22 protein-coding genes and 1 riboswitch are annotated in these 25,188 nt (G+C 69.0%); of the genes, 9 read left to right on the top strand and 13 right to left on the bottom strand.

The features are described from left to right. Positions 1 to 499: 499 nt before the first annotated feature. Together glpX and FSYMDG_RS03940 are read left to right on the top strand one after the other, a co-directional pair. Positions 500 to 1,525 (top strand): class II fructose-bisphosphatase, encoded by a 1,026-nt coding sequence (gene glpX / locus FSYMDG_RS03945; RefSeq protein ID WP_013872295.1) that lies wholly within the window; start codon positions 500 to 502, stop codon positions 1,523 to 1,525. A gap of 17 nt (positions 1,526 to 1,542) precedes the next feature. After that, positions 1,543 to 2,319 (top strand): sterol desaturase family protein, encoded by a 777-nt coding sequence (locus tag FSYMDG_RS03940; protein ID WP_013872294.1) that lies wholly within the window; start codon positions 1,543 to 1,545, stop codon positions 2,317 to 2,319. 453 nt (positions 2,320 to 2,772) lie between these two features. Here the strand turns inward: FSYMDG_RS03940 and FSYMDG_RS25765 are convergent, their stop codons facing one another. Continuing rightward, positions 2,773 to 2,952 (bottom strand): hypothetical protein, encoded by a 180-nt coding sequence (locus FSYMDG_RS25765; protein ID WP_131773832.1) that lies wholly within the window; start codon positions 2,950 to 2,952, stop codon positions 2,773 to 2,775. Positions 2,953 to 3,714: 762 nt separating this feature from the next. On the opposite strand from FSYMDG_RS25765, the gene FSYMDG_RS03930 reads away from it, so the two are divergent. Both FSYMDG_RS03930 and sthA read left to right on the top strand, forming a co-directional pair. Beyond that, entirely contained in the window at positions 3,715 to 5,106 is a 1,392-nt protein-coding gene (locus FSYMDG_RS03930; RefSeq protein WP_013872292.1) for a class II fumarate hydratase, read from the top strand. 652 nt (positions 5,107 to 5,758) lie between these two features. Further along, positions 5,759 to 7,168: a Si-specific NAD(P)(+) transhydrogenase gene (gene sthA, locus FSYMDG_RS03925; RefSeq protein ID WP_013872291.1), complete on the top strand. Its 1,410-nt coding sequence runs from the start codon at positions 5,759 to 5,761 to the stop codon at positions 7,166 to 7,168. 77 nt (positions 7,169 to 7,245) lie between these two features. Here the strand turns inward: sthA and FSYMDG_RS03920 are convergent, their stop codons facing one another. The 3 genes from FSYMDG_RS03920 to FSYMDG_RS03910 form a co-directional block, all read right to left on the bottom strand. Then, positions 7,246 to 8,334 (bottom strand): DUF3616 domain-containing protein, encoded by a 1,089-nt coding sequence (locus FSYMDG_RS03920; protein WP_013872290.1) that lies wholly within the window; start codon positions 8,332 to 8,334, stop codon positions 7,246 to 7,248. A 374-nt stretch (positions 8,335 to 8,708) separates the two neighbouring features. Continuing rightward, positions 8,709 to 9,557, bottom strand: a complete 849-nt coding sequence (locus FSYMDG_RS03915; protein ID WP_237702976.1) for a serine hydrolase — start codon at positions 9,555 to 9,557, stop codon at positions 8,709 to 8,711. Positions 9,558 to 10,301: 744 nt separating this feature from the next. Then, complete coding sequence (locus tag FSYMDG_RS03910) at positions 10,302 to 10,877, bottom strand: NUDIX hydrolase (protein ID WP_013872288.1); 576 nt, start codon at positions 10,875 to 10,877, stop codon at positions 10,302 to 10,304. Positions 10,878 to 11,391: 514 nt separating this feature from the next. Between FSYMDG_RS03910 and FSYMDG_RS03905 the strand changes: the two genes are divergently transcribed. Both FSYMDG_RS03905 and tnpC read left to right on the top strand, forming a co-directional pair. Continuing rightward, positions 11,392 to 11,832, top strand: coding sequence for a hypothetical protein (locus tag FSYMDG_RS03905; protein ID WP_131772132.1), 441 nt, complete (start codon positions 11,392 to 11,394; stop codon positions 11,830 to 11,832). A gap of 99 nt (positions 11,833 to 11,931) precedes the next feature. Beyond that, positions 11,932 to 13,368: an IS66 family transposase gene (tnpC, locus tag FSYMDG_RS03900; protein ID WP_013871651.1), complete on the top strand. Its 1,437-nt coding sequence runs from the start codon at positions 11,932 to 11,934 to the stop codon at positions 13,366 to 13,368. 39 nt (positions 13,369 to 13,407) lie between these two features. Here the strand turns inward: tnpC and FSYMDG_RS27915 are convergent, their stop codons facing one another. The 5 genes from FSYMDG_RS27915 to bluB all read right to left on the bottom strand — a co-directional run bounded on the left by FSYMDG_RS27915 (position 13,408) and on the right by bluB (position 17,184). Further along, positions 13,408 to 14,094 (bottom strand): IS630 family transposase, encoded by a 687-nt coding sequence (locus FSYMDG_RS27915; RefSeq protein WP_237702726.1) that lies wholly within the window; start codon positions 14,092 to 14,094, stop codon positions 13,408 to 13,410. Further along, a complete protein-coding gene (locus tag FSYMDG_RS27910; protein ID WP_043602714.1) occupies positions 14,079 to 14,549 on the bottom strand; it encodes a helix-turn-helix domain-containing protein in 471 nt (156 codons plus the stop codon). Before FSYMDG_RS27910 ends, FSYMDG_RS27915 begins: the two co-directional genes overlap by 16 nt. Before the next feature lie 469 nt (positions 14,550 to 15,018). Further along, a complete protein-coding gene (locus FSYMDG_RS03885) occupies positions 15,019 to 15,378 on the bottom strand; it encodes a hypothetical protein (protein ID WP_013872286.1) in 360 nt (119 codons plus the stop codon). Between the two features lie 357 nt (positions 15,379 to 15,735). Next, positions 15,736 to 16,224, bottom strand: a complete 489-nt coding sequence (locus FSYMDG_RS03880; RefSeq protein WP_013872285.1) for an SRPBCC family protein — start codon at positions 16,222 to 16,224, stop codon at positions 15,736 to 15,738. A 318-nt stretch (positions 16,225 to 16,542) separates the two neighbouring features. Continuing rightward, positions 16,543 to 17,184 carry a 5,6-dimethylbenzimidazole synthase gene (gene bluB, locus FSYMDG_RS03875; protein ID WP_013872284.1) on the bottom strand — a complete coding sequence of 214 codons (642 nt, stop codon included), beginning with the start codon at positions 17,182 to 17,184 and terminating at the stop codon, positions 16,543 to 16,545. 35 nt (positions 17,185 to 17,219) lie between these two features. Next, positions 17,220 to 17,507: riboswitch (cobalamin riboswitch) on the bottom strand. Positions 17,508 to 17,637: 130 nt separating this feature from the next. Here bluB and FSYMDG_RS29955 point away from each other — a divergent pair. Continuing rightward, positions 17,638 to 17,931, top strand: a complete 294-nt coding sequence (locus FSYMDG_RS29955; protein WP_083828134.1) for a DUF1778 domain-containing protein — start codon at positions 17,638 to 17,640, stop codon at positions 17,929 to 17,931. Positions 17,932 to 18,131: 200 nt separating this feature from the next. Beyond that, a complete protein-coding gene (locus FSYMDG_RS22660; RefSeq protein ID WP_050803325.1) occupies positions 18,132 to 18,392 on the top strand; it encodes a GNAT family N-acetyltransferase in 261 nt (86 codons plus the stop codon). A gap of 176 nt (positions 18,393 to 18,568) precedes the next feature. Here FSYMDG_RS22660 and msrA read toward each other — a convergent pair whose 3' ends face one another. The 3 genes from msrA to FSYMDG_RS03855 all read right to left on the bottom strand — a co-directional run bounded on the left by msrA (position 18,569) and on the right by FSYMDG_RS03855 (position 23,408). Next, positions 18,569 to 19,231, bottom strand: a complete 663-nt coding sequence (msrA, locus tag FSYMDG_RS03865) for a peptide-methionine (S)-S-oxide reductase MsrA (RefSeq protein WP_013872282.1) — start codon at positions 19,229 to 19,231, stop codon at positions 18,569 to 18,571. A 233-nt stretch (positions 19,232 to 19,464) separates the two neighbouring features. After that, positions 19,465 to 20,757, bottom strand: coding sequence for a PhoH family protein (locus tag FSYMDG_RS03860; RefSeq protein ID WP_013872281.1), 1,293 nt, complete (start codon positions 20,755 to 20,757; stop codon positions 19,465 to 19,467). Positions 20,758 to 21,584: 827 nt separating this feature from the next. Beyond that, complete coding sequence (locus FSYMDG_RS03855; protein WP_013872280.1) at positions 21,585 to 23,408, bottom strand: phosphoenolpyruvate carboxykinase (GTP); 1,824 nt, start codon at positions 23,406 to 23,408, stop codon at positions 21,585 to 21,587. A 336-nt stretch (positions 23,409 to 23,744) separates the two neighbouring features. Here FSYMDG_RS03855 and trhA point away from each other — a divergent pair, with 336 nt between their 5' ends. Continuing rightward, the gene (trhA, locus tag FSYMDG_RS03850; protein WP_083828133.1) at positions 23,745 to 24,428 is read left to right on the top strand and encodes a PAQR family membrane homeostasis protein TrhA; all 684 of its coding nucleotides are present in this window, start codon (positions 23,745 to 23,747) and stop codon (positions 24,426 to 24,428) included. 65 nt (positions 24,429 to 24,493) lie between these two features. Here trhA and FSYMDG_RS03845 read toward each other — a convergent pair whose 3' ends face one another. Continuing rightward, complete coding sequence (locus tag FSYMDG_RS03845; RefSeq protein ID WP_013872278.1) at positions 24,494 to 25,054, bottom strand: hypothetical protein; 561 nt, start codon at positions 25,052 to 25,054, stop codon at positions 24,494 to 24,496. Positions 25,055 to 25,188 lie beyond the last annotated feature (134 nt).

Here is a 25,188-nt window from a genome sequence, read left to right as displayed (position 1 = left end):
CAGGAAACATCATCGATAAAATAATTATCGGGCGCCTGTTGAAGCACGGCCCGGACGTAAGCCAACTAACAGCGCGTCTGCCGGCCAGGTCGAATGCCTGGCGCCAACCGTCGGTAAACAATAGATGGGCGTCCGGCACGCCCCCTCCGCGTGCCGGACGCCCATGTGTGAGGTTGGACGTATGTCCGCTGGTCAAGGTTGCACCAAGTAGGACGATCGAGATGTCACACACCTGACATTGGCGTTCCGCGGACTGCCGTCCCAAAAGCGGTGCGATCGTATTTCCACGCCCGGCCGTCCTGCCAGCCGCGGGTACCGGCGGGTATCCACCCGGGTGCCGCGGCTGGCACCCCGCGCGGGACCGGCGGCCTGGGCCCACGCGACCGCACCGGGCCGTGACCGGGTGACATCCGCCCCGCGGCCGGCGGGGCGAAGGGCTGCCGGTGACCCGCCGGCTATCGGTGGGCGGATTCACTGATGTGCAACTAGTCTCACTTCCGTGGCAGTCGAAAGCGCGAACCTTCCTGATCCTCTCGTCGTCCAGGGGCAGGCACCCGACCGCAACCTCGCCCTCGAGCTCGTCAGAGTGACCGAGGCGGGGGCACTCGCGGCCGCCCGATGGGTCGGGCGCGGTGACAAGAACGGCGCCGACCAGGCCGCCGTGGACGCCATGCGACGGCTCGTCGGCACGGTGTCGATGCGGGGCGTCGTCGTCATCGGCGAGGGCGAGAAGGACGAGGCCCCCATGCTCTTCAACGGCGAGGAGGTCGGCTCGGGCGAAGGCCCCGAGTGCGACGTCGCCGTCGACCCGGTGGACGGCACCACGCTCACCGCCAAGGGCATGAACAACGCGATCTCCGTGATGGCGGTGTCCGAGCGCGGGTCCATGTACGACGCGAGCGCGTGCTTCTACATGGAGAAGCTCGTCACCGGCCCCGAGGCCGCCGGCGTGGTGGACATCACGGCGCCGGTCGAGGACAACGTCCGGGCCGTCGCCAAAGCCAAGGGCGTGCATCCGCGGGACGTGACCGTCGTCGTCCTGGAACGCCCGCGCCACGTCCAGCTGATCGAGCAGATCCGCGCGGCCGGCGCCCGGGTGAAGCTCATCTCCGACGGAGACGTCGCCGGCGCGGTCATGGCTGCCTCCGCCGACACCGGCGTCGACCTGCTGCTCGGCATCGGCGGCACACCCGAAGGGATCATCAGCGCGTGCGCGGTGACCTGTATCGGCGGTGTCATCCAGGGACGGCTGTGGCCGCGGGACGACACCGAACGCACCAAACTCGTCGACGCCGGCCACGACCTCAGGCGCGTACTGACCACCCGCGAGCTCGTGGACAGCGACAACGTCTTCTTCGTCGCCACCGGTATCACCGACGGTGAGCTGCTGGCCGGTGTTCGGTACCGGCCGGGCGGCGCCAACACGTCGTCGCTGGTGATGCGCTCCCGCAGCGGGACGATCCGGCGGGTGGACAGCCAGCATCAACTGACCAAACTGCAGGCGTATTCGACGGTGCCGTTCTGAAGGTACCGTTCCGAACCATGTCGACGACATCGGCGCCGGTGCGGACCACGGCCGTCACCCCGCGCCGGGTCGCCCCACGCTGGGCTGCCCTACACCGGGCCGCACTACACCGGGTCACCGCGGCTGTCGCCCGCCTGGACCGGCCCGGTCCCCACGGCCGGGCGTCCGAAACCACCACGCTGCGCGCCGCGGCCGGCCGTTTCGTGACCCATCCGCGTCCACCGGTGCTGTTGGGTGTGGCCGCGAGCCTGGCGGCCGTGCGGCTCGCCCGCGGACGCTTCAGCCGGACGGACGCGGTGGTCGCGGTGTCCATGGCCGCCGCGCAGCCGTTCGTCGAGTGGGGGGTGCACCGCGGGATTCTGCACGCCCGGCCGGGCAGCCGGGCCGGCGCGGTCTGCTACCGGATCGCCGGCTGGGGGCACGAGCAGCACCACCGCGACCCGACGAACATGGACACGATGTTCATCCGGCCGCAGGAGGTGCTCGACGCCGGCGCGGCCGCGCTGGCCGTCGCCCTGGTTGGCCCTCCCCCCGCCGCCACCGCGGCCCTGTGCACGGGTCTGGGGCTGCTTGCCTACGACTGGACGCACTTCCTCATCCACACCGGCTACCGTCCGCGCGGCAGGATGTACCGCAGGATCTGGCGTAACCACCGGTTGCACCACTTCCGCAACGAACGCTACTGGCTGGGTGTGACGTCCAACATCGGCGACGTGCTGCTGGGTACCAACCCGCCGCGGGACGCGGTCCCGGTCTCGCCGACCGCGGCCTACGCCCACCTCCCCGCCCAGTGATCTTCGGTGATGCCAGTCCGCCGCCCCGCTCACGCCCTGTGGACTTACTCACGCTCGGTACCGGCCGGTTGGCCCGAGAAACGGACGCTCCACCCGCCGGTCAACTGGCCGCGGCCGCCCGCCAGCGAGTGGGATCTTCCCTGATCCGGTCATCCGCCGCGGGTGGCCGCCAGGTGGGCCCGCGCTCCGGTGGTTGACCAACCGCCAGTCGCCGGATTCCGTTCCAACGCGGTCCGGCCACCGGCGGATCATTTCCCGACAGTTCTGTCCGCTCTGTCCGCGCCCGCGCCGCGGGCCATGGATATGTCACCGCCATGTCGTCGAGGTTCGGCCCGCGTCACGGAAACATCGGAAACATCGTGCCCGGCCGTGCCGTAACCGCCGAAAAACCGCGGTGGGCCGTTTACCGGCAGGTCTGACACCGTACTGGCGAACAGGACGTCAGGATGACGGTCAGGATGACGGTGGACATTCCGCGCCCAGGGTGTCCAGGCCGATGCCGATGTCGACGCGGGTGTCGACGCGGGTGTCGTCGATGACGCTGTCGGTGCCGTCAACGACCGGATCCCCCAGGCAGGCGGGAGAGCTCCTGGCCGGGCGGGGCGACGGCCGGCCGCCACCAGTGGTGCCCAACCGTGCCGGCCCCGTGGCCAGCGGGGATGGCGGAGGCAGCCTGGCCGGCGGAGACACCGCGGCCGGCGGAGCCGTTCGGGCTCGTGGGGACCCTGCCGGACCGTCCGCGCCCGCCCGCAGCCCGGCGAGGGCCATTCGCCGGGCGAGCGGCGCCGAACCGTCGGAAGGGCCGGCCGACGAGGTGGCCGGCGTGTGCCCCACCGGTGGCCGGCCCGGGCCGGCCGCGCCCGACACCCGCGGAAAAACGCTCGGGGAACCGTCCGGTACCGGCAGCGCGGCAGATCCGCAGGAACTGACGGCGCACACGGTGGCCAGAGCCACTGAACACACCAGTGGAAAACGCGGACCGAAACGCACGACCGCCGCCATCTCAGATATCCGTGCGGCCGACCACAGTCGTTACCGCGTAACTATTCATTCCTCCCGTCGGTGACACTAGCACCGACACCGTCGAACGCGGCAAATGCCGGGCCGCGTCCGACGGACAGCTTCCGGACAGCTTCCGGACAGCTTCCGGACAATGCAACCCGTATGAATCGGTTAATAATTTCTTCGCACCCGGCCGGCGGCGACGGCGTGTTCCACGCCGAATACCGGCGTCGGTCGCGGTGGCGACGACCGCCGGCCGGGTCACCGGGAACCCGGAAGCCCCCGCCGGAGGGTACGTACCGCCCACCACCGGACGCCCGTCGCACGTTGCGCCTAACCTCCTGGACGGTAGATAGATGTCGAGCAGGTGACGACCGGCGGGAGCGGGAGCATATGAGCGAGCAGGACTACCGCATCGAGCACGACTCCATGGGTGAGGTGCGCGTGCCGGCCACGGCCAGGTGGCGGGCACAGACCCAGCGTGCGGTCGAGAACTTCCCCGTGTCGGGCCAGCGGATCTCCCGGGCCCACATCGCCGCCCTGGCACGGATCAAGGCCGCGGCGGCAACCGTCAACGCCAAACTCGGCGTCCTCGACGCGGAGATCGCCACCGCGATCTCCGAAGCCGCCCAGGAGGTCGCCGAGGGCGCCTGGGACGACCACTTCCCGATCGACGTGTTCCAGACCGGCAGCGGGACGTCGTCCAACATGAACACCAACGAGGTGCTGGCCACCCTCGCCACCGAGCGGCTGGGCCGGCCGGTGCACCCGAACGACCACGTCAACGCGTCCCAGTCGTCCAACGACGTGTTCCCGTCGTCGATCCACGTCGCGGCGACGCAGGCGATCGTCCGGGACCTGATCCCCGCCCTCGAACACCTGGCCGCCGCCCTCGGGCGCAAGAGCGTCGAGTTCCGGGAGGTCGTGAAGTCGGGGCGCACCCACCTGATGGACGCCACGCCGGTGACCCTCGGTCAGGAGTTCGGCGGCTACGCGGCGGCGGTCAGCTACGGGGTGGAGCGGCTGCGGGCGGCCCTGCCCCGCATCGGTGAGCTCCCGTTGGGCGGGACCGCCGTCGGCACCGGTATCAACACCCCGCCCGGCTTCGCCGCCGCCGTCATCGAGCAGTTGGTGGCGGCCACCGGCCTGCCGCTGTCCGAGGCCCGCGACCACTTCGAGGCGCAGGCGTCCCGGGACGGCCTGGTCGAGGCCTCCGGGGTGCTGCGGGTGATCGCGCTGTCGCTGTACAAGATTGCCAACGACCTGCGCTGGGCGTCGTCGGGCCCGCGCGCCGGGCTCGGGGAGATCCACCTGCCCGACCTGCAGCCAGGATCGTCGATCATGCCGGGCAAGGTCAACCCGGTGATCCCCGAAGCCGTCTGCCAGGTCGTCGCGCAGGTGGTCGGCAACGACGCGGCCGTGGCCTTCGGCGGCTCCGCGGGCAACTTCGAGCTGAACGTAATGCTGCCGGTGATCGCCCGCAACCTGCTGGAGTCGATCCACATCCTGTCCACCATCAGCCGGCTGTTCGCCGACCGCTGCGTGGACGGCATCGTCGCGGACGTCGAGCGCTGCCGGCGGTTCGCGGAGTCCTCGCCGTCCATCGTGACGCCGCTGAACCGCTACATCGGCTACGAGGAGGCTGCCAAGGTCGCCAAGCAGTCCCTGGCCGAGGAGAAGACGATCCGCGAGGTCGTCCTCGAGCGCGGCTACGTGGCTGCCGGCGTGCTCACCGAGGAGCAGCTGGACGCCGCGCTGGACGTCCTGTCGATGACCCACCCATAGACCGTGCCCGGCCCGGCCGGCAGTGTGATCATGCTCTTTCACGCTGCCGGCAGCCCGGATCCGCGGGGCACCGACGGGCCGAAGAAAGTATGATCATCGCTGCCGCGCGTCGCCGGGCCGCGATCACCGGGCAGTCCGGCGGTGTGGCCGCGGCCGCTGCCCGCCACCTGCGCCGAACAGACGGCGGGGAGCCGTGGAAGACCCCCCAGCAAGCCCCCACGACCCCCGCACCCGTGTTCAACGAGGCACCACGGTGGAGGTTACGGGGAGCTCGAAGATTTTTCCGCGGGCCGGACGGACGGCCACGCAGGCCGGACGGGCCAGCCGATGGGGCCACCCGGGCCGGGCCATGCGGGCCGGCCGGCCGGGCGGACCGAGCCGGGCTGGCCGAGCCGTGCCGGTCGTTCGCGCTGGCCATGCCAGTTGTCCGGGCCGGTGTCGGACCGGGCCGGGCGCATACCGGCCGCCAGGTGTGGCCGGCACGCGCGCACCGACGCGGCCGGCCCACCTGGAAGCGACGGCCCGGGAAGGTACGGAGGTCCCGGCAGAAGGGGCAGTAACAACCTGACGTTCCGGACACCTCGGGCCGCCGGGCCGGATATTCTCCCAACTAATCAATAGTGGGAATTTTCAGTTGAGGAGGTGACAAACGATGTACGACTACGACCTCCTCGTCATCGGGTCGGGCCCAGGCGGGCAGAAAGCGGCTATCGCCGCCGCCAAGCTGGGCCGCCGCGTCGCGATCGTCGATCGTCGTGACATGGTCGGCGGGGTCTGCATCAACACCGGCACGATCCCGTCGAAGACACTGCGCGAAGCCGTGCTCTACCTCACCGGTATGACCCAGCGGGAGATGTACGGACAGAGCTACCGACTGAAGGACGACATAACGGTCTCGGACCTGTCCTCACGCACCCAGCACGTCATCGGACGTGAGATCGACGTCATTCGTAACCAGCTCAGCCGTAATCGGGTGGCCTTGCTCATCGGAACGGCAAGCTTTGTCGACCCGAACACCATCGCCATCATCGGCAGCGACCAGATCGACGAGCGCCGGGTCCGGGCGGAGAAAATCATCATCGCCACCGGCACCCGGCCGGCCCGACCGGACACGGTCGACTTCGACGGCCGCACCGTGGTCGACAGCGACCAGATCCTGGCGCTGGACAAGATTCCCGGCTCGATGGTCGTCGTGGGCGCCGGTGTGATCGGCATCGAGTACGCGTCCATGTTCGCCGCGCTCGGCACCAAGGTGACCGTCGTGGAGCGTCGTGACCGGATGCTCGACTTCTGCGACGTGGAGATCGTCGAAGCTCTCAAGTATCATCTACGAGACCTGGCTGTTACATTCAGGTTTCGCGAGTCGGTCGTGTCCGTCGAACGCCACAACAACGGCACCCTGACTCTGCTGGAAAGCGGCAAGAAGGTCCCTGCCGACACCGTGATGTACTCGGCCGGACGCCAGGGGCTCACCACCGCGCTCAACCTCTCCAACGCGGGCCTGAGCGCCGACAACCGGGGGCGCATCAAGGTCGGCTCGGACTTCCGGACCGAGGTCGACCACATCTACGCCGTCGGCGACGTCATCGGCTTCCCGGCACTTGCCGCGACATCCATGGAGCAGGGCCGGCTCGCCGCCTACGCGGCCTGCGGCGAGGCCGTCCACGTGATGCGCCACGAGCTGATGCCCATCGGCATCTACACCATCCCCGAGATCTCCTACGTCGGCAGCACCGAGGACGAACTCACCGAACGGGCTGTGCCGTTCGAGGTCGGCGTGGCCCGCTACCGCGAACTCGCCCGCGGCCAGATCGTCGGGGACTCCTACGGCATGCTGAAGCTGCTCGTGAGCTCGACCGACCGCAAGCTGCTCGGCGTCCACGTCTTCGGTACCGGGGCCACCGAACTCGTCCACATCGGCCAGACCGTGATGGGCTGCGACGGGACGATCGACTACCTGGTGGACGCCGTGTTCAACTACCCGACGCTCGCCGAGTCCTACAAGGTGGCGGCGCTGGACGCGATGAACAAGATGCGTGCCGTCGCCCGCTTCAGCAGCTGACGTCCAGGCTCAGCTGACGTCCAGGCTCAGGCGGGCTCGGGGCGGTCGGGGCAGGCACCCGGTCGGGGCAGGGGCGGTCAGGGCAGCCGGAAGACGTCGACCAGGATCACGCCTGGGGCGGGCCGGCGGTGCGCCGCCGGGCTGTCGTGGACGACCAGGATCGACGAAGGGTCGCCCGGGGCCAGGGCGATCCCCTCGGCGTGGTCGTCGCCCTCGCCGAACGGCAGGTCCAGCACACGGACGAGCGCCTCGTCGTCGACGACGACGCTCGTCGCCGCCCTGGCCGCGCCACGCCACCGGTAGACCCGGACCGGGCCGTCGAGGTCCATGGTCGGGCCGGCGAGCACGAGCAGGTCGTCCCCCTGGGCGAGCAGGTCGCGCACGCCCAGGCCGTCGAGGTTCAGGAAGTGCTTCCGGTAGGGGAGGCCGCCGTCCAGCGGCCGCAGCCCGAGGTCCTGGCCGTCACCCTCGGTGGGACGCAGTTCGACGACCACCGCCCAGCCGCGCAGCACCGGCCCGCGCAGGCCCAGGTAGACCCGCTCACCGACGACGGCCAGCCCCTCGACGTCGAGCCCGTTGTCCTTGCTCGGAATCGTCAGGAACGGGCCGAGATGCTCGTCGCCCTTCAGCACCGTGGTGACCCGGGTCTGCTTGCGCAGGCCCAGCGCGGCGGCGGTCCGCTGCCCGCCGGCGCCGTCCGGGGCGGCGGCGCTGCCCACCAGGGTGGGCAGCCCGTCCTGGGTGACGACCGGGATGCGGCCGAGCAGATGCCGGTTCGCGTTCTTACGGATCTTTGCCAGGGCGCGCAGCGCGTCCTCGGTCGCGTGGTGCGGTCTGACCCGCTTGCGCGTCAGGCTGTGCGAACCGACGAACCACAGGTAGTCACCATGCCGGTCGAACCCCTCGATGTCGATCTCGGGGATGGCGCCGTCCGCGTCCGGCCCCGCCGGCAGCGGCAGGAAGTCACCGACCGGGAAGGAGACATGGTTGTCGTAGATGTCCCCGGCGGCGCCCAGGGTCACCCGCTCGATCGTCGCCGTCTCGTCCCCGCCGAGCCACAGGTGCCGCCCTTCGGTCTTGATCGTCGACAGTGACTCGACGATGTCGACCACGGGGTGCGGGCCGACGTCGTCGAAACGGACCGCAACGGTCTCCACGGCATCCACGACTGCTCCTCCTCGGCCCTGAGCCCCCGGTGACGTGACAGTCCCGTCTACCACAGCTCGCCTGTCACAGCCCCGCCTGCCACGACTCGTCCGACATATCCGGCCAGATCGGATCGTCACCGTGACCGGGCGGCGCAGCCGGCGGACAGAGCAGTGGTCAGCAAACATCACCACAGCCCACAGGCACGTTGTTTGTCGCAAAGCGGACACAGCCCCGAGGGCGGAATCGGGCCGGGCCGGGCCGAGCCGGTCGAGGGGGCGGTAGGCAGGCTGGAGACGCACCGGACGCACCGGGCAGCCTCAGGGCTGTGGACCGTCGCCCCACAGCCCTCGCCGCGGAAGTACTCCCGCGGGACGAGTGCGGCGGAACGGCTTCAGGGGACGCGGGACGCCACCGCCACCGACGTCGCGGCGGCGTCCCAGGCGATCCGGGACAGCCCCTCGACCGTGTCGATGCCGGCCCGCATCGACGGGTTGCCGCGGCTGTAGACCGCCATCACGTAGTCCCGTCCGCCTCCGTGGACATGTCCGATGCTGGCGATCACCCAGCCACCGTCGCGGGGCAGCCAGCCGTTCTTCACCTCCACCGTGACGCCCGCGGGCACCCCGCCGGGCAGGCCCCATCGCTGGGCGGGCACCACACCGGCGAGCAGGCTCGTCGCGGTGGCCCGGGCCTGATCGCTCAGTACGCCGCCCGGATAGGCCAGCGTGCGCAGCACCGCGAGCTGGTCGGCGGCGCTGGTCAGGGTGAGCCCCCAGCGCCCGCCGCCGCCCGCCTTCGTCCTGGTCATCCCAAGCCGGCTGAACATGGTGTCCATCGACGCCGTGCCGCCGAGTGAGCGCCACAACCGGCTCGCGGCCCTGTTGTCGCTTACGTAGATCATCGCCTGGGCGTTGCGCAGTTCGCTCGCGCCCAGACGTCCGGACGGCCCGGCGCGTTCCAGAATGCCCAGCAGTATCGACAGTTTCACCGTGCTGGCCGTCTCGAAACCCGGCGCCGTCGGGTCGTCGACGGCGACGGTCCGACCGGTGACCGCGTCGTACACTGCCACACCGACCTGCCCGGGGCGTCCTTCGAGATATCCCTGGAACCGCTCGGACAGGTCGGACCCGGGCAGCGACGGCGCCTTCGGCGCGGCCTCGGGAACGGGCCGCGGCGGTGGGACGACGATACCGACGGACGGCAACCGGACAGCTGGCGGCTCCGCGGGAACGCCCGGCACGGAAACATCCGGCGCGGAAACATTCGACGTGGATCCGCCGGCACCGGCAAAACGCACGGATCCAACGACCGGAGCCAGCACGAGAGCATTGACCACGGCAGCGGCGACCAGTATTGCGCCGGTTCGTCTCGAGACCGGGACCCGGGCCGGCACATCGACGGATCCCAGCGGTCCTGAAAATTCCCCCGCCGGCCGCCGGGTCGCGTTTTTCGCGACGTTGTGCGGCGGTGCACGGTGCCGCATGGCGACGATTGCATGGTGCCGCATGGCCACAGCAAATGTATATCCGTGGCAGGGCGTCGCCGCATCGCCACGCTCCCTTTTCTCCGCGACCGCGCAGATCGGTGCCGGACGCCGAGAAGACTCCCGCCAGGCGGCCTTTCCGCGGAAAACAGCCACCGGAAAATTCGCCGGCAAAAGACGCTGGAACCGGCCGCACCGGCCGCCGGTACCTCGGCAGCCCGGAAACAGTCTCATACCGGCCCTCGACATTATTGTCAGGCGACGGGGCGGGATGGCGGGTTGGCGCTGTTGGCACTGCTCCCTGGCTCGTGGTCCTGGTCCCCGGCCCGATTCCCGGTTTGGCCCCTGACCGCCCCTGGCCGCGTCCTTCGCGCAATCAGGAGACACCCCGGGAAGTAGCGGGGACATGCCCTCCGCCGGGCCTTGGCGGCGCGCATGTCCGAAGCAGTGGGGACGCCAGGCGCGGAAGGAACGCGACCACACCGTTCCCGGGCGGGTTTGTCAGGCGAGGTGAGCCCGCTCCGTTCGGGCGTCGCGGGCGCAGCGGGCACGAAGCTTGTCACCCAGCGTGCCGGACAGATCCCGTACCGGGATCCAGCGATGGTCGACCGTCTCCGCGGAACACGGCTGCGCCGTTTCGTCCGGGACATACAGAACGAAGCGAGCGTCGTAGTGCACATGCGAGGGTTCTTCCCGAACCGGATCGGCGGACACGACCTGCGCGTCAATATCAATCGGATAAACAGTGTCCGGAATCACAGAATTCGCCGCTATTCCGGTTCTCTCGGCGAGCCCGCGCAGCGCCGCGCCCAACAAGGACCGGTCCGCCGCGTCGACATGCCCGCCGGGGAGCAGCCAGCCCGCCGAACCCCGATGACGAACATGCAGCACCCGCCAGTCCGCGGTAACCGCGACCGCGCCCCAGGTGACATGCGCCGGCATCGTGGCTGCGTCCGTCACTGGACCTGCCCCCTCTATCAGGGCCAGCACCAGCGGACTCAGGGTCTCGATCTCACCGGGATTGTCCTCGAGATAGTGGAGAACTACTCCGGCGACCGCATTGTTGCTCACTGCCACAGGACATGACAGTACCTCCAGAAGACGATTTCGGCCGCACGAGGGCCGGCCGGGCGCCGCCGCTTCGAACGGGCCCACGGTGTACTCCGCGGCGCCCGAACGGTGCACTCAGCGGCCGGATCCCGTTCGTGGCACGTACTTTCCGCCCAGCGCGTCGGACGGTCACGACGCTGCCGGGCGGGCGAGCGAGCGGGCCACAGTCGCCAAACCGACAAATCGCCTCCGCCCCGCCGGCCGCCGCCAACGGTTCCCGCGGCCGCGCTGACAGGCTGCCGACAGCCGCGGCGGCGCGTCGGCATGTGATGCCTATCGTGTGACGACCGGCACCAACCCACATCGACCGGTACCAACCGTTGGGATCGTCTCCGTGCGGGCGGGACGGACACCGACGGGCGAGGCCGGCCGAACAGGACACGCGTCACACTCGGGGTGTGTGAAGGGGGAGATCAGATTGGGTGCTTCCGGAGGTTCCGGTGGCTACGCCGGCACCACGCGGCATCGGTTGCGGCATCGGATGGCAGTGGCAGCCGTGGGCGGCGGCCTGGCGGTACTGCTGCTCGGAGCCTGTGGCGAAGCGACGGGCACGAGCGGGACAACCGGGCCGACCGGATCGGTGACTCTGCCGAGCGGACTGCCGACATCGCTGCCCACGGGTCTGCCGACGGCTCTGCCGTCCATGTCGGCGTCACTGCCGGGCGGCGGGCAGGTGGCCACGGGCAGGGACGCGCTGAAGGCCGCGAACGTCCCCGAGGACTTCCCGATCCCGCCGGGCGCCGAGGTGGAGGCCGGTACGTCCAGGAACAACGAGTCCGTGCTCACCCTGAGCGGTGTCTCCGACAACGCGGTGGCGACCTTCTACCGCCAGGCGCTGCCGGCCGCCGGCTACACGATTACCAGTGACAATCAGATAGCCGGCCTGGCGGCTTCGATCGCCGTAACTGGTCAGGTCTGGTAGATCGTTTGTTTTTGGTTTCCCGGCTGGCTGGGACTCCTCGATGGCCTGAAGGCCCGGGTCGTTGGTGCTGTGTGGTTGATCGGGCCGTAGGGTCCGGGTGTGTCGGATGGTCCGCCCGCGTCGCCGCCGGTGCCGTCGTATGACGAGCTCGCGGCGCTGGTGGTGAGTCTGCGGGCGCAGCTGGTCGAGACCGCTGCGGCGTTGGAACAGGCGCGGGTGCGGATCGCCGAGCTGGAAGCTCAGGTCGCGAAGAACTCGCGGAACTCGGCGAAGCCACCGAGTTCGGACGGGCTGGCGAAACCGCCACCGAAGTCGCTGCGGAAGAAGACCGGCCGCAGGCCCGGTGGGCAGGGCGGGCATCCGGGATCGACGCTGCGGATGCTCGCTGAGCCTGATGTGCGCCTGCGGCATGAGCCGGGGCCGTGTGCGGGGTGCGGGGCGGGGCTTGCGGGCCGGCCTGTGACCCGGACCGAACGGCGGCAGGTGTTCGACCTGCCCGAACTACGTCCGCATGTGGTCGAACATCAGCTCATCGAGCGGGAGTGCGGCTGCGGGACGCGGACGAAGGCGGCGGCACCGGCCGGGGTGGACGCGCCGGTGCAGTACGGGCCGCGGGTGGCCGCGGCGGTGGTCTACCTGTATTCCGGTCAGTTCCTGTCGCAGGAGCGGACCGCGACCGCGCTGGCCGAGCTGGTTGGGATCCCGATCTCGGCGGGCACGGTCGGTGCGATGACCGCCCGTGCCGCCGCCGGACTCGACGGCTTCCGTGACACCGTCCGGGGTCTGCTGGCCGCCGCCGACGTGATCGGGGCCGATGAGACGGGGCTGCGGGTCGCCGGGAAACTGCACTGGGTGCACTGCGCCCGCACCGACAAGTACACGCTGATCGACTGCCATGCCACCCGCGGCAGCGGCGGGATCGACGCCCTCGGGGTGCTTCCCGCCTTCGGTGGGGTGGTGGTCCACGACGCCTGGGCCCCCTACGACAGCTACACCGGCGCCACCCACCAGCTGTGCGTCGCTCACGTGCTGCGCGAACTACAGGCCGTCGTCGACGCGGCCCCGACGGGAACCTGGTGCTGGGCCGCCCAGGCAGGCGACGCGCTCGTCGCCCTGCACCGCCTCGCCGTCGACGCCGCCACTACCGGCGTCACCATCGACGAGCAGGCACCGGCCACCCAGACCCGGCAGCTGCGCCACGCCGCTCACATCGGGATCAGCCAGACCTCGCCGCGCGGCACGAAACTCATGGCCGCCCGCCATGCCCTGGCCTGCCGGCTCGTCGACCGCGAAGCCGACTACCTTCGGTTCACCCGCGACTGGCGGGTTCCCGCGGACAACAACGGCTCCGAACGCGACATCCGCATGATCAAACTACGGCAGAAGGTATCCGGCTGCCTACGCACGCTCACCGGCGCCCGCCAGTTCTGCGCGATCCGCAGCTACCTGTCCACCGCCACCAAACACGGCATCAGCCTGTTCGACGCTCTCGTCCAACTTGCCGAGGGCCGTCCCTGGATGCCCGCGATCAGCTAACTCAAGATCAAAAACTACCTGACTAGTAGACTGTCGCCGCTAATGTGTGGGGTATAGGTGGCGGAGTTTGGTGCGGGCGTCATCGGTGGTGAAGTGCCAGTTGACTTGGCGCTGGTTGGCGTTGACGGCTGTCTGCCAGGCGTCGAGTTCGGTGTTCAGGACGTCGAGGGTGTCGATGCGGCGGTCGAGGCATTGGCGGGTCAGGGCGGCGAGTTCGATTTCGGCGATGTTGAGCCAGGAGCCGTGTTTGGGGGTGTGGTGGATCTCGAGTCGTTGCGCGAGTGCGAACGCGACGGCCGGGTCGAAGGCCTCGTAGAGCGAGGAGATGTCGTGGGTGTTGAGGTTGTCCATGACCAGCACGACCCGTTCGGCGTCGGGGTAGTCGAGGGTGAGCAGGCGCCTGACGTGGTGTGCCCAGTCGATCCTGGTGCGCCGTGGGGTGGCCTGGACGCGGCGCCAGCCGGCGAGTGGCTCGACCCAGCAGAAGATCGAGCAGGTTCCGTGGCGCACGTACTCGGAGTCCTCGCGCCGGTCACGCCCTGGCGTGGCGGGGATCGGGTCGCGGGCGTGGGCCAACAGCTGGTAGGGCTTCTCGTCCATGCACACCACGGGCACGCCCGGGTTGTGGGGCCGGGCGTAGACCGCCAGAACGTCTTCCATCCGCGCGGCGAACTGCGCGTTCGCCCTCGGTGGGATGGTCCAGCACTTCCTCAGATGAGGACGCAACCTCGTTTTTTTAAGACCCGGCCGATGGTGGAATGGTCCAGGTCCGGGATGTCGGCGACCAGCGCGACGTGCTTTTCCAACAGCCGCAGCGACCAGCGTGCATAACCAGCCGGTGGCTGCGAGCATGCCAGCGCGATCAGTCTGGCCTCAACCTCGCCGGTCACCGGGGAAGGCACCGGGGGAAGCTCCCGTGCCTTCCGACCGATCGTGGCCCCCACATCCCCACCGGTCTCGGTGAACCGCTTCGCGACCAGCCGCAGCGTCTCACCCGAGACCCCGACCCGGACCACGAGTTCTTCTTGGGAGGCAACCGGGCCGACCGAGGTGTCCAACGCGAGCAGGACCCGCGCCCGCCGGATCATCGACGCCGGATGAACCCCCGTCGAGGTCACCCGAACCAACTCGTCACGATCAGCCTCGGTCAAGGTGACCGGCCACTTCTTCTGCGAACCCACGACACAGTCCTGACCGGCAGAGGGACGGGGAGACCTGCCAGACCCAACCCTCTCACCCAGACACAAGACACACCAGAACTAAGCAGCGACAGTTTACTAGTTACCGATCGCCTTCGAGGGCCACGGTCTGAGCGGGACCATCGGAACGGCCGGGATCGGAACAGCCAACGGCACGATACTGACCTTCCGGAAGCAGTAGGCAAAGAAGCAGCGGAAAAAGCGGCGGACCCCTGCCGGCAGCAGTGAACAGGCCAGCGGAAACGGACCAGATCCGGCTTTTCAGGCTCACCGGCCCACCAGTCCGATTCCGGCCAGCCCGATGGTTGTGCAACGCCGACTCCCGGTACGGCCGGTGACCCGCCACCGCCCGTACCGTCGCGATCGCCGGACGGCCATCGGGCACCCGCAAGCATTACCCCGGGCGGCCCGGACCTCACTTCGCACCCGAACCGTGTTCCGTACCCGGATGCTATTTCGTGCTTATCAGTGCGTCCAGCATCCCGTGCAGATGGGCCACCGCCCATTCAATGTCGAAGTACTTGTACTGGCCGGCCCGTGACTCGGCCGCGAGAACGCCACAAAGGTGCACTCTTTTGAAGTCACCGTACGGGAACCTGTACCGCTTCCTGTCGTCCTCGTCGTCGTCCTCGGAGATTCCCAGATACCATTTCTGATACTCGTTGAAGCCATGTTCGGAAATGAACTCGTTCTCCTGCCGCGTCGAGGGCTGGTGCGCGCTCCAGTCATCTCGTTCGTCGAGTACCACGGCACCGTTTTCGATCAGTTTTCTGGCATGTTCGTAGGAACGGCGGCTCAGTCTCACGGACATGATCTCCTCCAGATCATTCTCGAGGACGAACCGGTGCACGGGGCTGGCCGCGTCAACGGCCCGTTCAGACGGCCGTACCCGGTCTGGCAGCATCGACACCGGCACGCCACCCGGCACCCCCGGGGGGCATCCCGGCCGGCTGAACCACCCCGGCCGGCACGCCGGGAGCACGCCACCCCCACAAATGATCATTCTTGCCGTCACCGACGAGCACCCACTGACGCCCATCGGCTGGACGCCGGCTGGCCGCCCGGCGCCGGACATGCCTGCCGGCGCCGGGCCCGGACAGACCGCGGGCCCGCGGAGGCCTTCCTTCCGCCAGGCTTCCGCCAGGCTTCCGCCAGGCCGCTGGACGGCTCAGGCCGTGGCCGGCGGCGTGGCTGCCGGACCCGGTTGCGGGCCCGCGGCCGCGGCCCTGGCGAGGCGGCGAGCCAGCCTGGCGATGAAGAACTTCAGGACACCGGCGAGAAGCGCTCCCGTCCCCGGCACGAGCGGGACGAAGCTGCCCTGCCAGACGATCTCGGTACCGCCGTCCACCGGCGCCAGATCCACCGTCGCCAGATAGTCGCGTATCGGCAGCAGAGCCGAGCGAATCCGGTAGGCGTGCCGACGGGCCGGAAGATACTCAACGATCTCTTCACGGGAGATCAGGGGTGGCCGGCCAACCCGACGCACCGCTCCCACACCGCCCGGCGGGGGCGTGCCCTCCCGTTCCCACCACGATCGCGATATGAGCGGAGCCGCCCACCGCGACCAGCCCGCGCCGTCCGCCAGGAGCTCGAACACCGCTGACGGCGCGGCCGGGGAGAGCTGGGTCACCACGTACACCCGACGCCGGCCGCTCACAACGCCCGCCGCCCGGTCCGTTCGCGCCGGTCAGACCGGTCGACCTGGCCAGGCCACCTGGTTCGTACCACCGTAGCGGCCCCGGAAACGATGGCCTGCTGCTCCCATATCCGACGGACGTCCACCACAGCCTCTTACCTTTCACCAAGAACGCGGACTCATCAAGAACATGAGGGTGGGCGCGGATGTGGCTGTCGACACGGCGACGCGGGGCCGAACCGTGGCCTCGTTCGCGGTCGGCCGCGCCCTGCCTCCAACCAGACGCATCCCGCCCCATGTGTATCCCCCATGTGTACACGGACGGCTTTTTCCCGCCCACTACAGATGATCAATAGCGGACTGCCACGTCTCACGATGGAGTGCGCGCTCCAGCGGCCGGCGGCGGGCCCAGCCATGTCTTTCCAGGTCGGGGGCCTGCTCGTGATGCGTGACCGGGCCGAGGCACAGCCACGCGACCGGCCGGATACCGTCGGGAATACCCAGCATGTCCTGGACGGCCTGTTCACGGAAGAATGACACCCAGCCGCACCCGAGGCCCTCAGCGGTGGCCGCCAGCCACAGATTCTGGATCGCCAAACATACCGAGTACACCCCCGCGTCCGCAATGGCATGCCGGCCCAGGACGGCATGCCCGCCGCGCTTCTCGTCATAGGTCACCACGAGGGAAAGCGTGGACTCCAGGACACCATCGATCTTGATCTGGGCGAACCGGGCGGCCCGCTCACCCGTCAGAGTCGCGGCAAAGACCGCGCGTTCCCGTCTGACATGCTCGTAGAAAGCGCGCCGGGTGCGCTGGTTTTCGATCACGATGAAGTCCCACGGCTGACTCAGCCCGACGCTGGGAGCGGCATGTGCCGCGGCAAGCACCCGCTCGAGGACGCCGTCCGGGATCGGTGCCCCGGTGAACTGGGCGCGGACGTCACGCCGCTGATGGATCACGCCGTACAGGTCCACTGGCATGGCAGGCTCCCGCTGTCCGCCACCCGCCCGTCGACGGATGGCACGGATGCGAGGCCGGTCTTCGGACTCTCGGATCAACACCTGACCGCCCGCCTTCCCGGACCGCGTGGTCCAGTGGCTGCTCCCGGGCCGCGTCCAGCGGACCTCGATCGCGCGGACGGCACCTGGACGACCACCATCCAGTCCGTCAGCACCCGATCCGTCGGACGTGGCCCGTGCGCGTGGGCGGCGGCTCCCCGATCACCGCGGCGGGCCCGTGCCGGACTCACACCGGCTTCCCGATTCTCCCCGGCCGCCTGGCCACCCCGAGCACACCCGACCGGTCACCGCCCCCGGTTTTCCGACGGCCGGAGCACGCGGCCATCACCGTAAGTGAAGGAATGGGCGAGATGACGAAGCCGTCCCGTCCATGTACCTCGGTGACACGGTCATACGCCCGAGAGCCCAGGCAACCTGGGGCACCTCGCGAACAATGCCACCACGATCATCCCACGAACCGACCGCCCCCGGACCCGTTCCCCCAACTCGCCGGGCGGTGCCGCCGCCGCAGAGGAGCGCGCCGCGGAGGTGCTCCGGGAGTACGAACTCATCACGAGGGTCCCGGCGGGCTCCTTCGACGAACTACTTGCTTCCCTGGACGCCCCCGCGGAGCCCAACGACGCCCTGACCCGCGCCGCCGCACGGCTTGGCTCCGTCATCGAGCGACGGCGACCGCGAGCAGGTTCGTCAGCGAGGCACTGGATGTAGGCCACGGAGCGGATCGCTTCGACAGCGGCCGGTCCGAGCTCGACGAGTGGCTTCGTCGTCATGCTCTCACCACCGAGTCGCGCAGAACTGGGCGGACCTTTGCCTCGTCCGCCGATGGGCGGGCGGTCGCCTACTACACGATCGCGGCCCATCTCCTGACGCGTGACGACCTGCCGAGGTCGTCACGCCGTGGAAACCCCGTGCAGATCCCGGCAGTCCTGTTGGCGAAGCTGGCGCTGGACAAGACGCTTCAGGGTCAAGGGCTCGGTGGCCTCCTGCTTGCCGACGCCGTCGACCGGATCGTCGAGGCAACCAGGACAGTCGCCGCGCGGTTCATCGTGGTCGACGCGATCGACGAACAGGCAGTCTCCTTCTACATCAAGTACGGGTTCACCCAGGTGCCCGCCACCAGCCGTCTCCTGAAGCGGATGAGCGCCGCCGCGGCGCAGATCAGCCGCTGAATCCGACTCCAGATCGTTGCCTACCGCTCCCAGCGGCACGGACTTTCGCCGGAGAGGGCGTCGGCGTCACCCACATGCCCACGTCAGCGAGCAGGGCGGACATCCGCCGGGTGCCGCGGGGCGTCTCGTCGGCCGCTGGTGGGTAGCCCGACCGACCGAGTCAGATTTGCGGCCGGTCAGCCGGCGTCGGTCCGGGCTACGCCGACCGGGCAGGACAGGCCGGTGCCGCCGAGGCCGCAGTAGCCGTTGGGGACCTTGTGCAGGTACTGCTGGTGGTAGTCCTCCGCGAAGTAGAACGGCCCGGCGGGGGCGATCTCCGTGGTGATCGGACCGAAGCCGGCGGTGTCGAGGACGGCCTGGAAGGCGTCCCGGCTGCGGTGTGCCGCGGCAAGCTGCTCATCCGAGAAGGTGTAGATCGCCGAGCGGTACTGGGTGCCGGCATCGTTGCCCTGACGCATGCCCTGGGTCGGGTCGTGCGCCTCCCAGAAGACCTTCAGCAGGTTCTCGTAGCTCACCACTGCCGGGTCGAACACCACCTGGACGACCTCGGTGTGCCCGGTCAGGCCCGAGCAGGTCTCCTCGTACGTCGGGTTCGGCGTGATGCCGCCCGCATACCCGACCGCGGTCGAGTACACCCCGGGGGTCTGCCAGAACTTCCGCTCCGCGCCCCAGAAGCAGCCGAGCCCGAACACGGCACTCTCCAGCCCCGCCGGGAAGGGCCCCCGCAACGGCGTACCGAGGACGGCGTGCCGCTCGGGCACGGCGAAGGCGGGCACCAGGCGACCGGGCAGCGCCTGCTCGGCCGTGGGCAGGGTGGACTTGTGGCGAGTGAAGAACATCTGCTGGAACCTCCGGGACTTGTCCGGTCCGCGGTGACACGGAAGAAGCATGATGCACCACCGCGGCCCCTCGGCGACAGGGCCTGAAACGTCAACCCCGTCCGTGCCCGGTACGTTCCCTGGTCGCGTACTCGTCCATCCCGAACCCGGCCCGGCCGGGCGAACCTGGCCCGGGCCGAGCCGGTGGACGTTCCGCGGGACCGGTAGAGCACCTCCCGCGGGGACCACGGGTCCTACAGAACGAGATCCTCCAGCATGGTGGTGACCAGCGCGGCGATCGGCGACCGCTCGGAGCGGGTGAGCGTGACGTGCGCGAACAGCGGATGGCCCTTCAGGGTTTCGATCACGGACGCGACCCCGTCGTGCCGGCCCACCCGCAGGTTGTCACGCTGCGCGACGTCATGCGTCAACACGACCCGTGACCCCTGCCCCAGGCGCGACAGCACGGTCAGCAGCACGCCGCGTTCCAGCGACTGTGCCTCGTCCACGATGACGAACGCGTCGTGCAGCGACCGGCCGCGGATGTGTGTCAGCGGCAGTACCTCGAGCATGCCGCGGTCGGCGATCTCCTCGATGACCTCCTGGGAGACCAGGGCACCGAGGGTGTCGAAGACGGCCTGTGCCCAGGGCGCCATCTTCTCGTTCTCGCTGCCGGGGAGGTAGCCGAGATCCTGGCCGCCGACGGCGTACAGCGGCCGGAACACCACGACCCGCCGGTGCAGCCGGCGTTCCATCACCGCTTCGAGGCCGGCACACAACGCCAGCGCCGACTTGCCGGTACCGGCTCGCCCGCCCAGGGAGATGATCCCGACGTCGGGGTCGAGCAGCAGGTCGAGCGCGACCCGCTGTTCCGCGGACCGCCCGTGCAGGCCGAACGCCTCCCGGTCGCCACGGACCAGCCGCACCTTCTTGTCCGCGGTCACCCGGCCCAGCGCGGAGGCGCTGCCGCCGGCCGCGGTGAGCACCAGCCCCGTGTGGCACGGCAGTCCGGCGGCGTCCGGGATCTCGACGGTCTCGCGGGCGTAGAGCCGGTCCAGGTCGTCCTGGGCAACGGCGAGCTCCGCCATGCCGCTCCAGCCGGAGTCCACCGGCGTCTGCGCCCGGTACTCCTCGGCGGCGAGCCCGACCGCGGATGCCTTCACCCGCAGCGGCAGGTCCTTGGTGACCAGGACGACGTCGTTGCCCTCCCCGGCAAGATTGAGCGCGACGGCAAGAATGCGCGAGTCATTGTCATCCACCCGGAACCCCGGTGGGAGTACCGACGGGTCGGTGTGATTGAGTTCGACCCGTAGCGTTCCACCGTCGTCCAACGGCAGTGGCTGATCCAGCCGACCGTGGCGGATTCGTAGGTCGTCAAGGAGTCGAAGGGCCTCGCGGGCGAACCAGCCCAGTTCGGGGTGGTTCCGCTTTCCTTCCAGTTCTCCTACGACTACCAGAGGAAGCACCACATTGTGCTCCGCGAACCGCAGCAGCGCGCCAGGATCAGACAGGAGCACGCTTGTGTCGACGACATGCGTTCGTGGCACACGCCCACCCGCTTATTCGGAGGAAGTCCGGGACCGGGCCCCTCGCAGGAGGCCGGGCACCGGCCTCCTGGCGTTGTCGCGAATGCGGCACCGAGGGGCCTCCCGAGTGGCCCGGCCCAGTGCCGGACCACGACTTGAGCCATCTTGGTCCCGCCTGGTGGATCATCGTCGTGCGACGCCCACCCGGCGTACCCAGGGCCACACGTTAGCTCCCCCGCCACGAAAGCGCGACCATCTTCGCACAACACGCTCAGCAACGGTCACCGACCGTATGGTGATGGTCAACGGGAAATCGCTTGTACCCCAGCCACAAACATGATCATTTTTTCTGGACCGTGCCGTAGAAGACAACTATGTGTCCTCGCGTTCGTATCCTGACGTTTCCCAGCGTTTACCTGGCTGGCACATACCGATCGGAGAACGGGGCACGTCCCGGCCGGAGAACCGACGGCCGCGGCACTGGCCGGCGACATTTCCAGAGGACCCGGGCAGAACGCCGACAGGACCTCCGGACAGATCAACCGGGCAGAACGGCCGGACAGATCAGCGAAGCGGATCGGCGGCAACGGGCGCGCCCGCTACGGGTAGCGCGCCCTCGACAAACAGACGGCAGCAAACAGACGACGACAAACAGACGGCTGGCGCAGACAAACAGCGGCGGACGCGGGCAGCCAGCGCACCGACCCGGGATGGACGCCAGAACGCCGGACAGGCCGCGGCGGCAGCGATCGGGCCGGCGTCCGTGGCGCATGCCGGACACCGGCCCGATCTCCGCGGTCACACCCCCGCGGTCACAACCGTGGGACGGACCGTGATCAGCCCCCTCGTCAGCCCTTCAGACGGTCGACCAGGGCCTCCTGCTCGGCCCACAGCTCGGCCGGAAGCGCGTCGCCGAAGGTCCGGTAGTGCTCGGGGATCAACTCCGCCTCCTCCTTCCACAGCTCGGTGTCGAGGGTGAGCAGCTCAGCGAGATCCTCGGCCGGGACGTCGAGCCCCTCGGTGGGCAGCGCCTCCGGGGTGGGCAGGACACCCAACGGGGTCTCCACCCCGTCGGCCTCGCCCTCGAGGCGGCCGACGATCCAGGCCAGCACCCGGCTGTTCTCCCCGAAGCCCGGCCACAGGAAACGGCCCTGCGCGCTCTTGCGGAACCAGTTGACATAGTAGATCCGCGGGAGCTTCGCCGAGTCGACCTTGCGGCCGATCGACAGCCAGTGCGCGAAGTAGTCGGCCATGTTGTAGCCGCAGAAGGGCAGCATCGCGAACGGGTCACGCCGCAGCTTGCCGATCGCGCCGGCCTGCGCCGCGGTCGTCTCCGAGGCGACGATCGACCCGTAGAACACCCCGCGCTGCCAGGTCGGCGCCTCGGTCACCAGCGGGACCGCGGTCGCCCGGCGCCCGCCGAAGAGGATCGCCGAGATCGGGACGCCCTTCGGATCCTCCCACTCCGGTGCGATCGTCGGGCACTGGCCCGCCGGCACGGTGAAACGGGCGTTGGGGTGCGCGGCCGGCTCGGGGGAATCCGGTGTCCAGTCCCGGCCCTTCCAGTCCAGCAGGTGGGCTGGCTTCTCCTTCGTCAGCCCCTCCCACCACACATCGCCGTCGTCGGTGCGGGCGACATTAGTGAAGACCGTGTTGCCCCACAGGGTCGCGATCGCGTTGGGGTTGGTCTCCACACCCGTGCCGGGCGCCACCCCGAAGAAACCGGCCTCCGGGTTCACCGCGTAAAGCCGGCCGTCCTCCCCGAACCGCATCCAGGCGATGTCGTCACCGATGGTCTCGGCTTTCCAGCCCGGCAGGGTGGGAATGAGCATCGCCAGGTTGGTCTTGCCGCAGGCCGACGGAAACGCCGCCGCGATGAAGTGAACCCTTCCGGTGGGCGAGGTGAGCTTGAGGATGAGCATGTGCTCGGCCAGCCAGCCCTCGTCCCGGGCCATCACCGAGGCGATACGCAGGGCATAGCACTTCTTGCCGAGCAGGGCGTTGCCGCCGTAACCCGAGCCGTAGGACCAGATCTCCCGGGTCTCCGGGAAGTGCGTGATGTACTTGGTCGAGTTACACGGCCACGGCACGTCCTCCTGGCCGGGCTCGAGCGGAGCGCCCAGTGAATGCACGGCCGGGACGAAGAAACCGTCGTCACCCAGCTGCTCCAGGGCGGGCGCGCCCATGCGGGTCATCGTCCGCATTGACACGGCGACATATGCCGAGTCGGTGAGCTGGACTCCGAGCGCCGAAATACGGGAGCCCAGCGGGCCCATGCAGAACGGCACGACATACAGCGTCCGCCCCCGCATGCTGCCCTCGAACAGGCCCCGCAGTTTCACCTTCATCTCATCCGGATCGGTCCAGTTGTTGGTCGGCCCGGCATCCTCGGGATTCCGCGAGCAGATGAAGGTACGGTCCTCGACCCGGGCGACGTCGGTGGGATCGGAAGCGGCGTAGAAACTGCCGGGCCGCTTCTCGGGGTCCAGCGGGATGAACGTTCCTTTGTCGACAAGCAGGCGGGATAGTTCCGCATACTCCGCGTCAGAACCGTCACACCACCAAATCCGGTCCGGCCGGGTGAGTTCGGCGATCTCACGCACCCAGGCAATCAGCCCGGCATGCCTGGTCGGGGCGGCGTCAAGCCCCGAAATCTGCGCCGCGGTCGTCACAGCTCCCACCTCCGCTTGAGTCGAGCCCACCACGGCCCCGCCATAGCACCTATACCCACGCCGTGGAAGGTCCACTCGTGCCCGGGGCCACAGAACGCACGCGCCGTCACCCCGCAACACCGCGCCCGCGCCATCACCGTCCAGCACATAGTGGATCAGCCACAGCCATAGGCGATTCGAGGCCGTGTACAGGATCTTTTGACTCTACCTTGGGAGCTTCCAACAGTCGCGCGGTCGAGCCACGGCAATCGGGCAAATCTTCCGTCACGAAGCCCACGAGAAGCCGATCAACGATGCCCACTGGCAACCATGACAGGGGCAAGATACGGTGACCGCGTGACCACGACCGCACCCGGCCGCGACTTCCGTCACCACCCAAGCGACTTGGTGCGACCAAGGATGCGCGGATGGTTGCATGCGGGCGCCTTCCCGATCAGCCTGGCACTCGGCGTCATCGCCATTACGCTGGCCACGACGTTCCGTGCACGGATGGCGGTGGGCGTTTATGCGCTAAGCATCGCCATGCTGTTCGGCACGAGCGCGCTGTATCACCGGAGGATGTGGTCAACATCACGCGCGCGATCACTGATGAAACGACTCGATCATTCCATGATCTTCGTTTTCATCGCCGGAACTTACACACCGCTGGCCCTGCTCACGCTTCCACCGCGGACCGCCCGGACGATACTCATGGTGGTCTGGGGAGGCGCCGCGGTCGGTATCGGACTGCGGATGCTCTGGCTGCACTCACCGCGCTTCCTGATGGTGCCGCTGTACATCGCCCTCGGCTGGGTCGCGGTCTTCGTCATACCCGAGCTGCTACACACCGCCGGCGTCGCGGCGTTGGTTCTGATCCTCGCCGGTGGCGTTCTGTACAGCCTCGGGGCATTTGTCTACGCGTCTCGACGCCCAAACCCGGCTCCGCGGACGTTCGGCTACCACGAGGTCTTTCACGCGTTTACCATCGTCGCGGCGACATGTCACTATATCGCCGTCATTCTGGCAATCTACGCAAGATAGGACCAGAACGGTCTGACCGAAAACTCGCTATCTCGCGGGCCCGCCGGCCGGGGCGGAATTCGGGTTCACAGTTCCGGCCCCTCCGCCCGGACCTGTTCGACTTTCTCCAGCGCCTCCCGCAGGCGGGCCAGCCACGGCTGCGCGTTGTCACCGACAAGCCGGACACACCAGGCCAGCGCGTCGCTTCGGCTGCGCGCGACCCCGGCGTCGACCAGCGTGTCGAGTACCTGGCGTTCCGGCTGCCGGAGCCTGGTCATCACCGGAACGGACAGGGTGGTGAACAACTCGGTCGTTCCGCCCGCGGTCGCGCCCCACGCCACCTTGCGCCCGTAGCGCCGCTCGGCCTCCTGGGCAATCGCGATCCGGGCGTCCCTGGTCTGCTCACGGAACCGGCGGATACGGCCCGACTCGGCGGCGGCGACCGCGGCGGGATCATCGGTCTCCAGCTCCGCGGCGGGGATCGTCCCCACCACCACGATCTCGTCCCGGTCGACGGTCACCGTCGCGGCACCGGTGAACCAGGTGTCGGGCAGCCTGCCCGCGAACCACGCCGGAGCGTCGTCCGCGGGCGGCACCGGCTCACGCTCACCCCAGCGGCCGAAGCCACGTCCACGCGCACCCGCCATGTCTGCCTCCTCGCGGTCCGCATCTGGTGCGGGCTTCCAGGCATCTCGCACCTCGATTGATTACATACTTACAAAAGATACATGGCAATAGGTATCGCTCACGAACATCTCGAGAGCCGCGTCCGGCGGCAGGA

The sequence above is a fragment of the Candidatus Protofrankia datiscae genome (assembly GCF_000177615.2).
In the GTDB taxonomy this organism is placed as follows: Bacteria; Actinomycetota; Actinomycetes; order Frankiales; family Frankiaceae; genus Protofrankia; species Protofrankia coriariae.
Note: the sequence above shows the minus strand (reverse complement) of the source record. Positions and strands in the feature narration are given on the sequence as shown.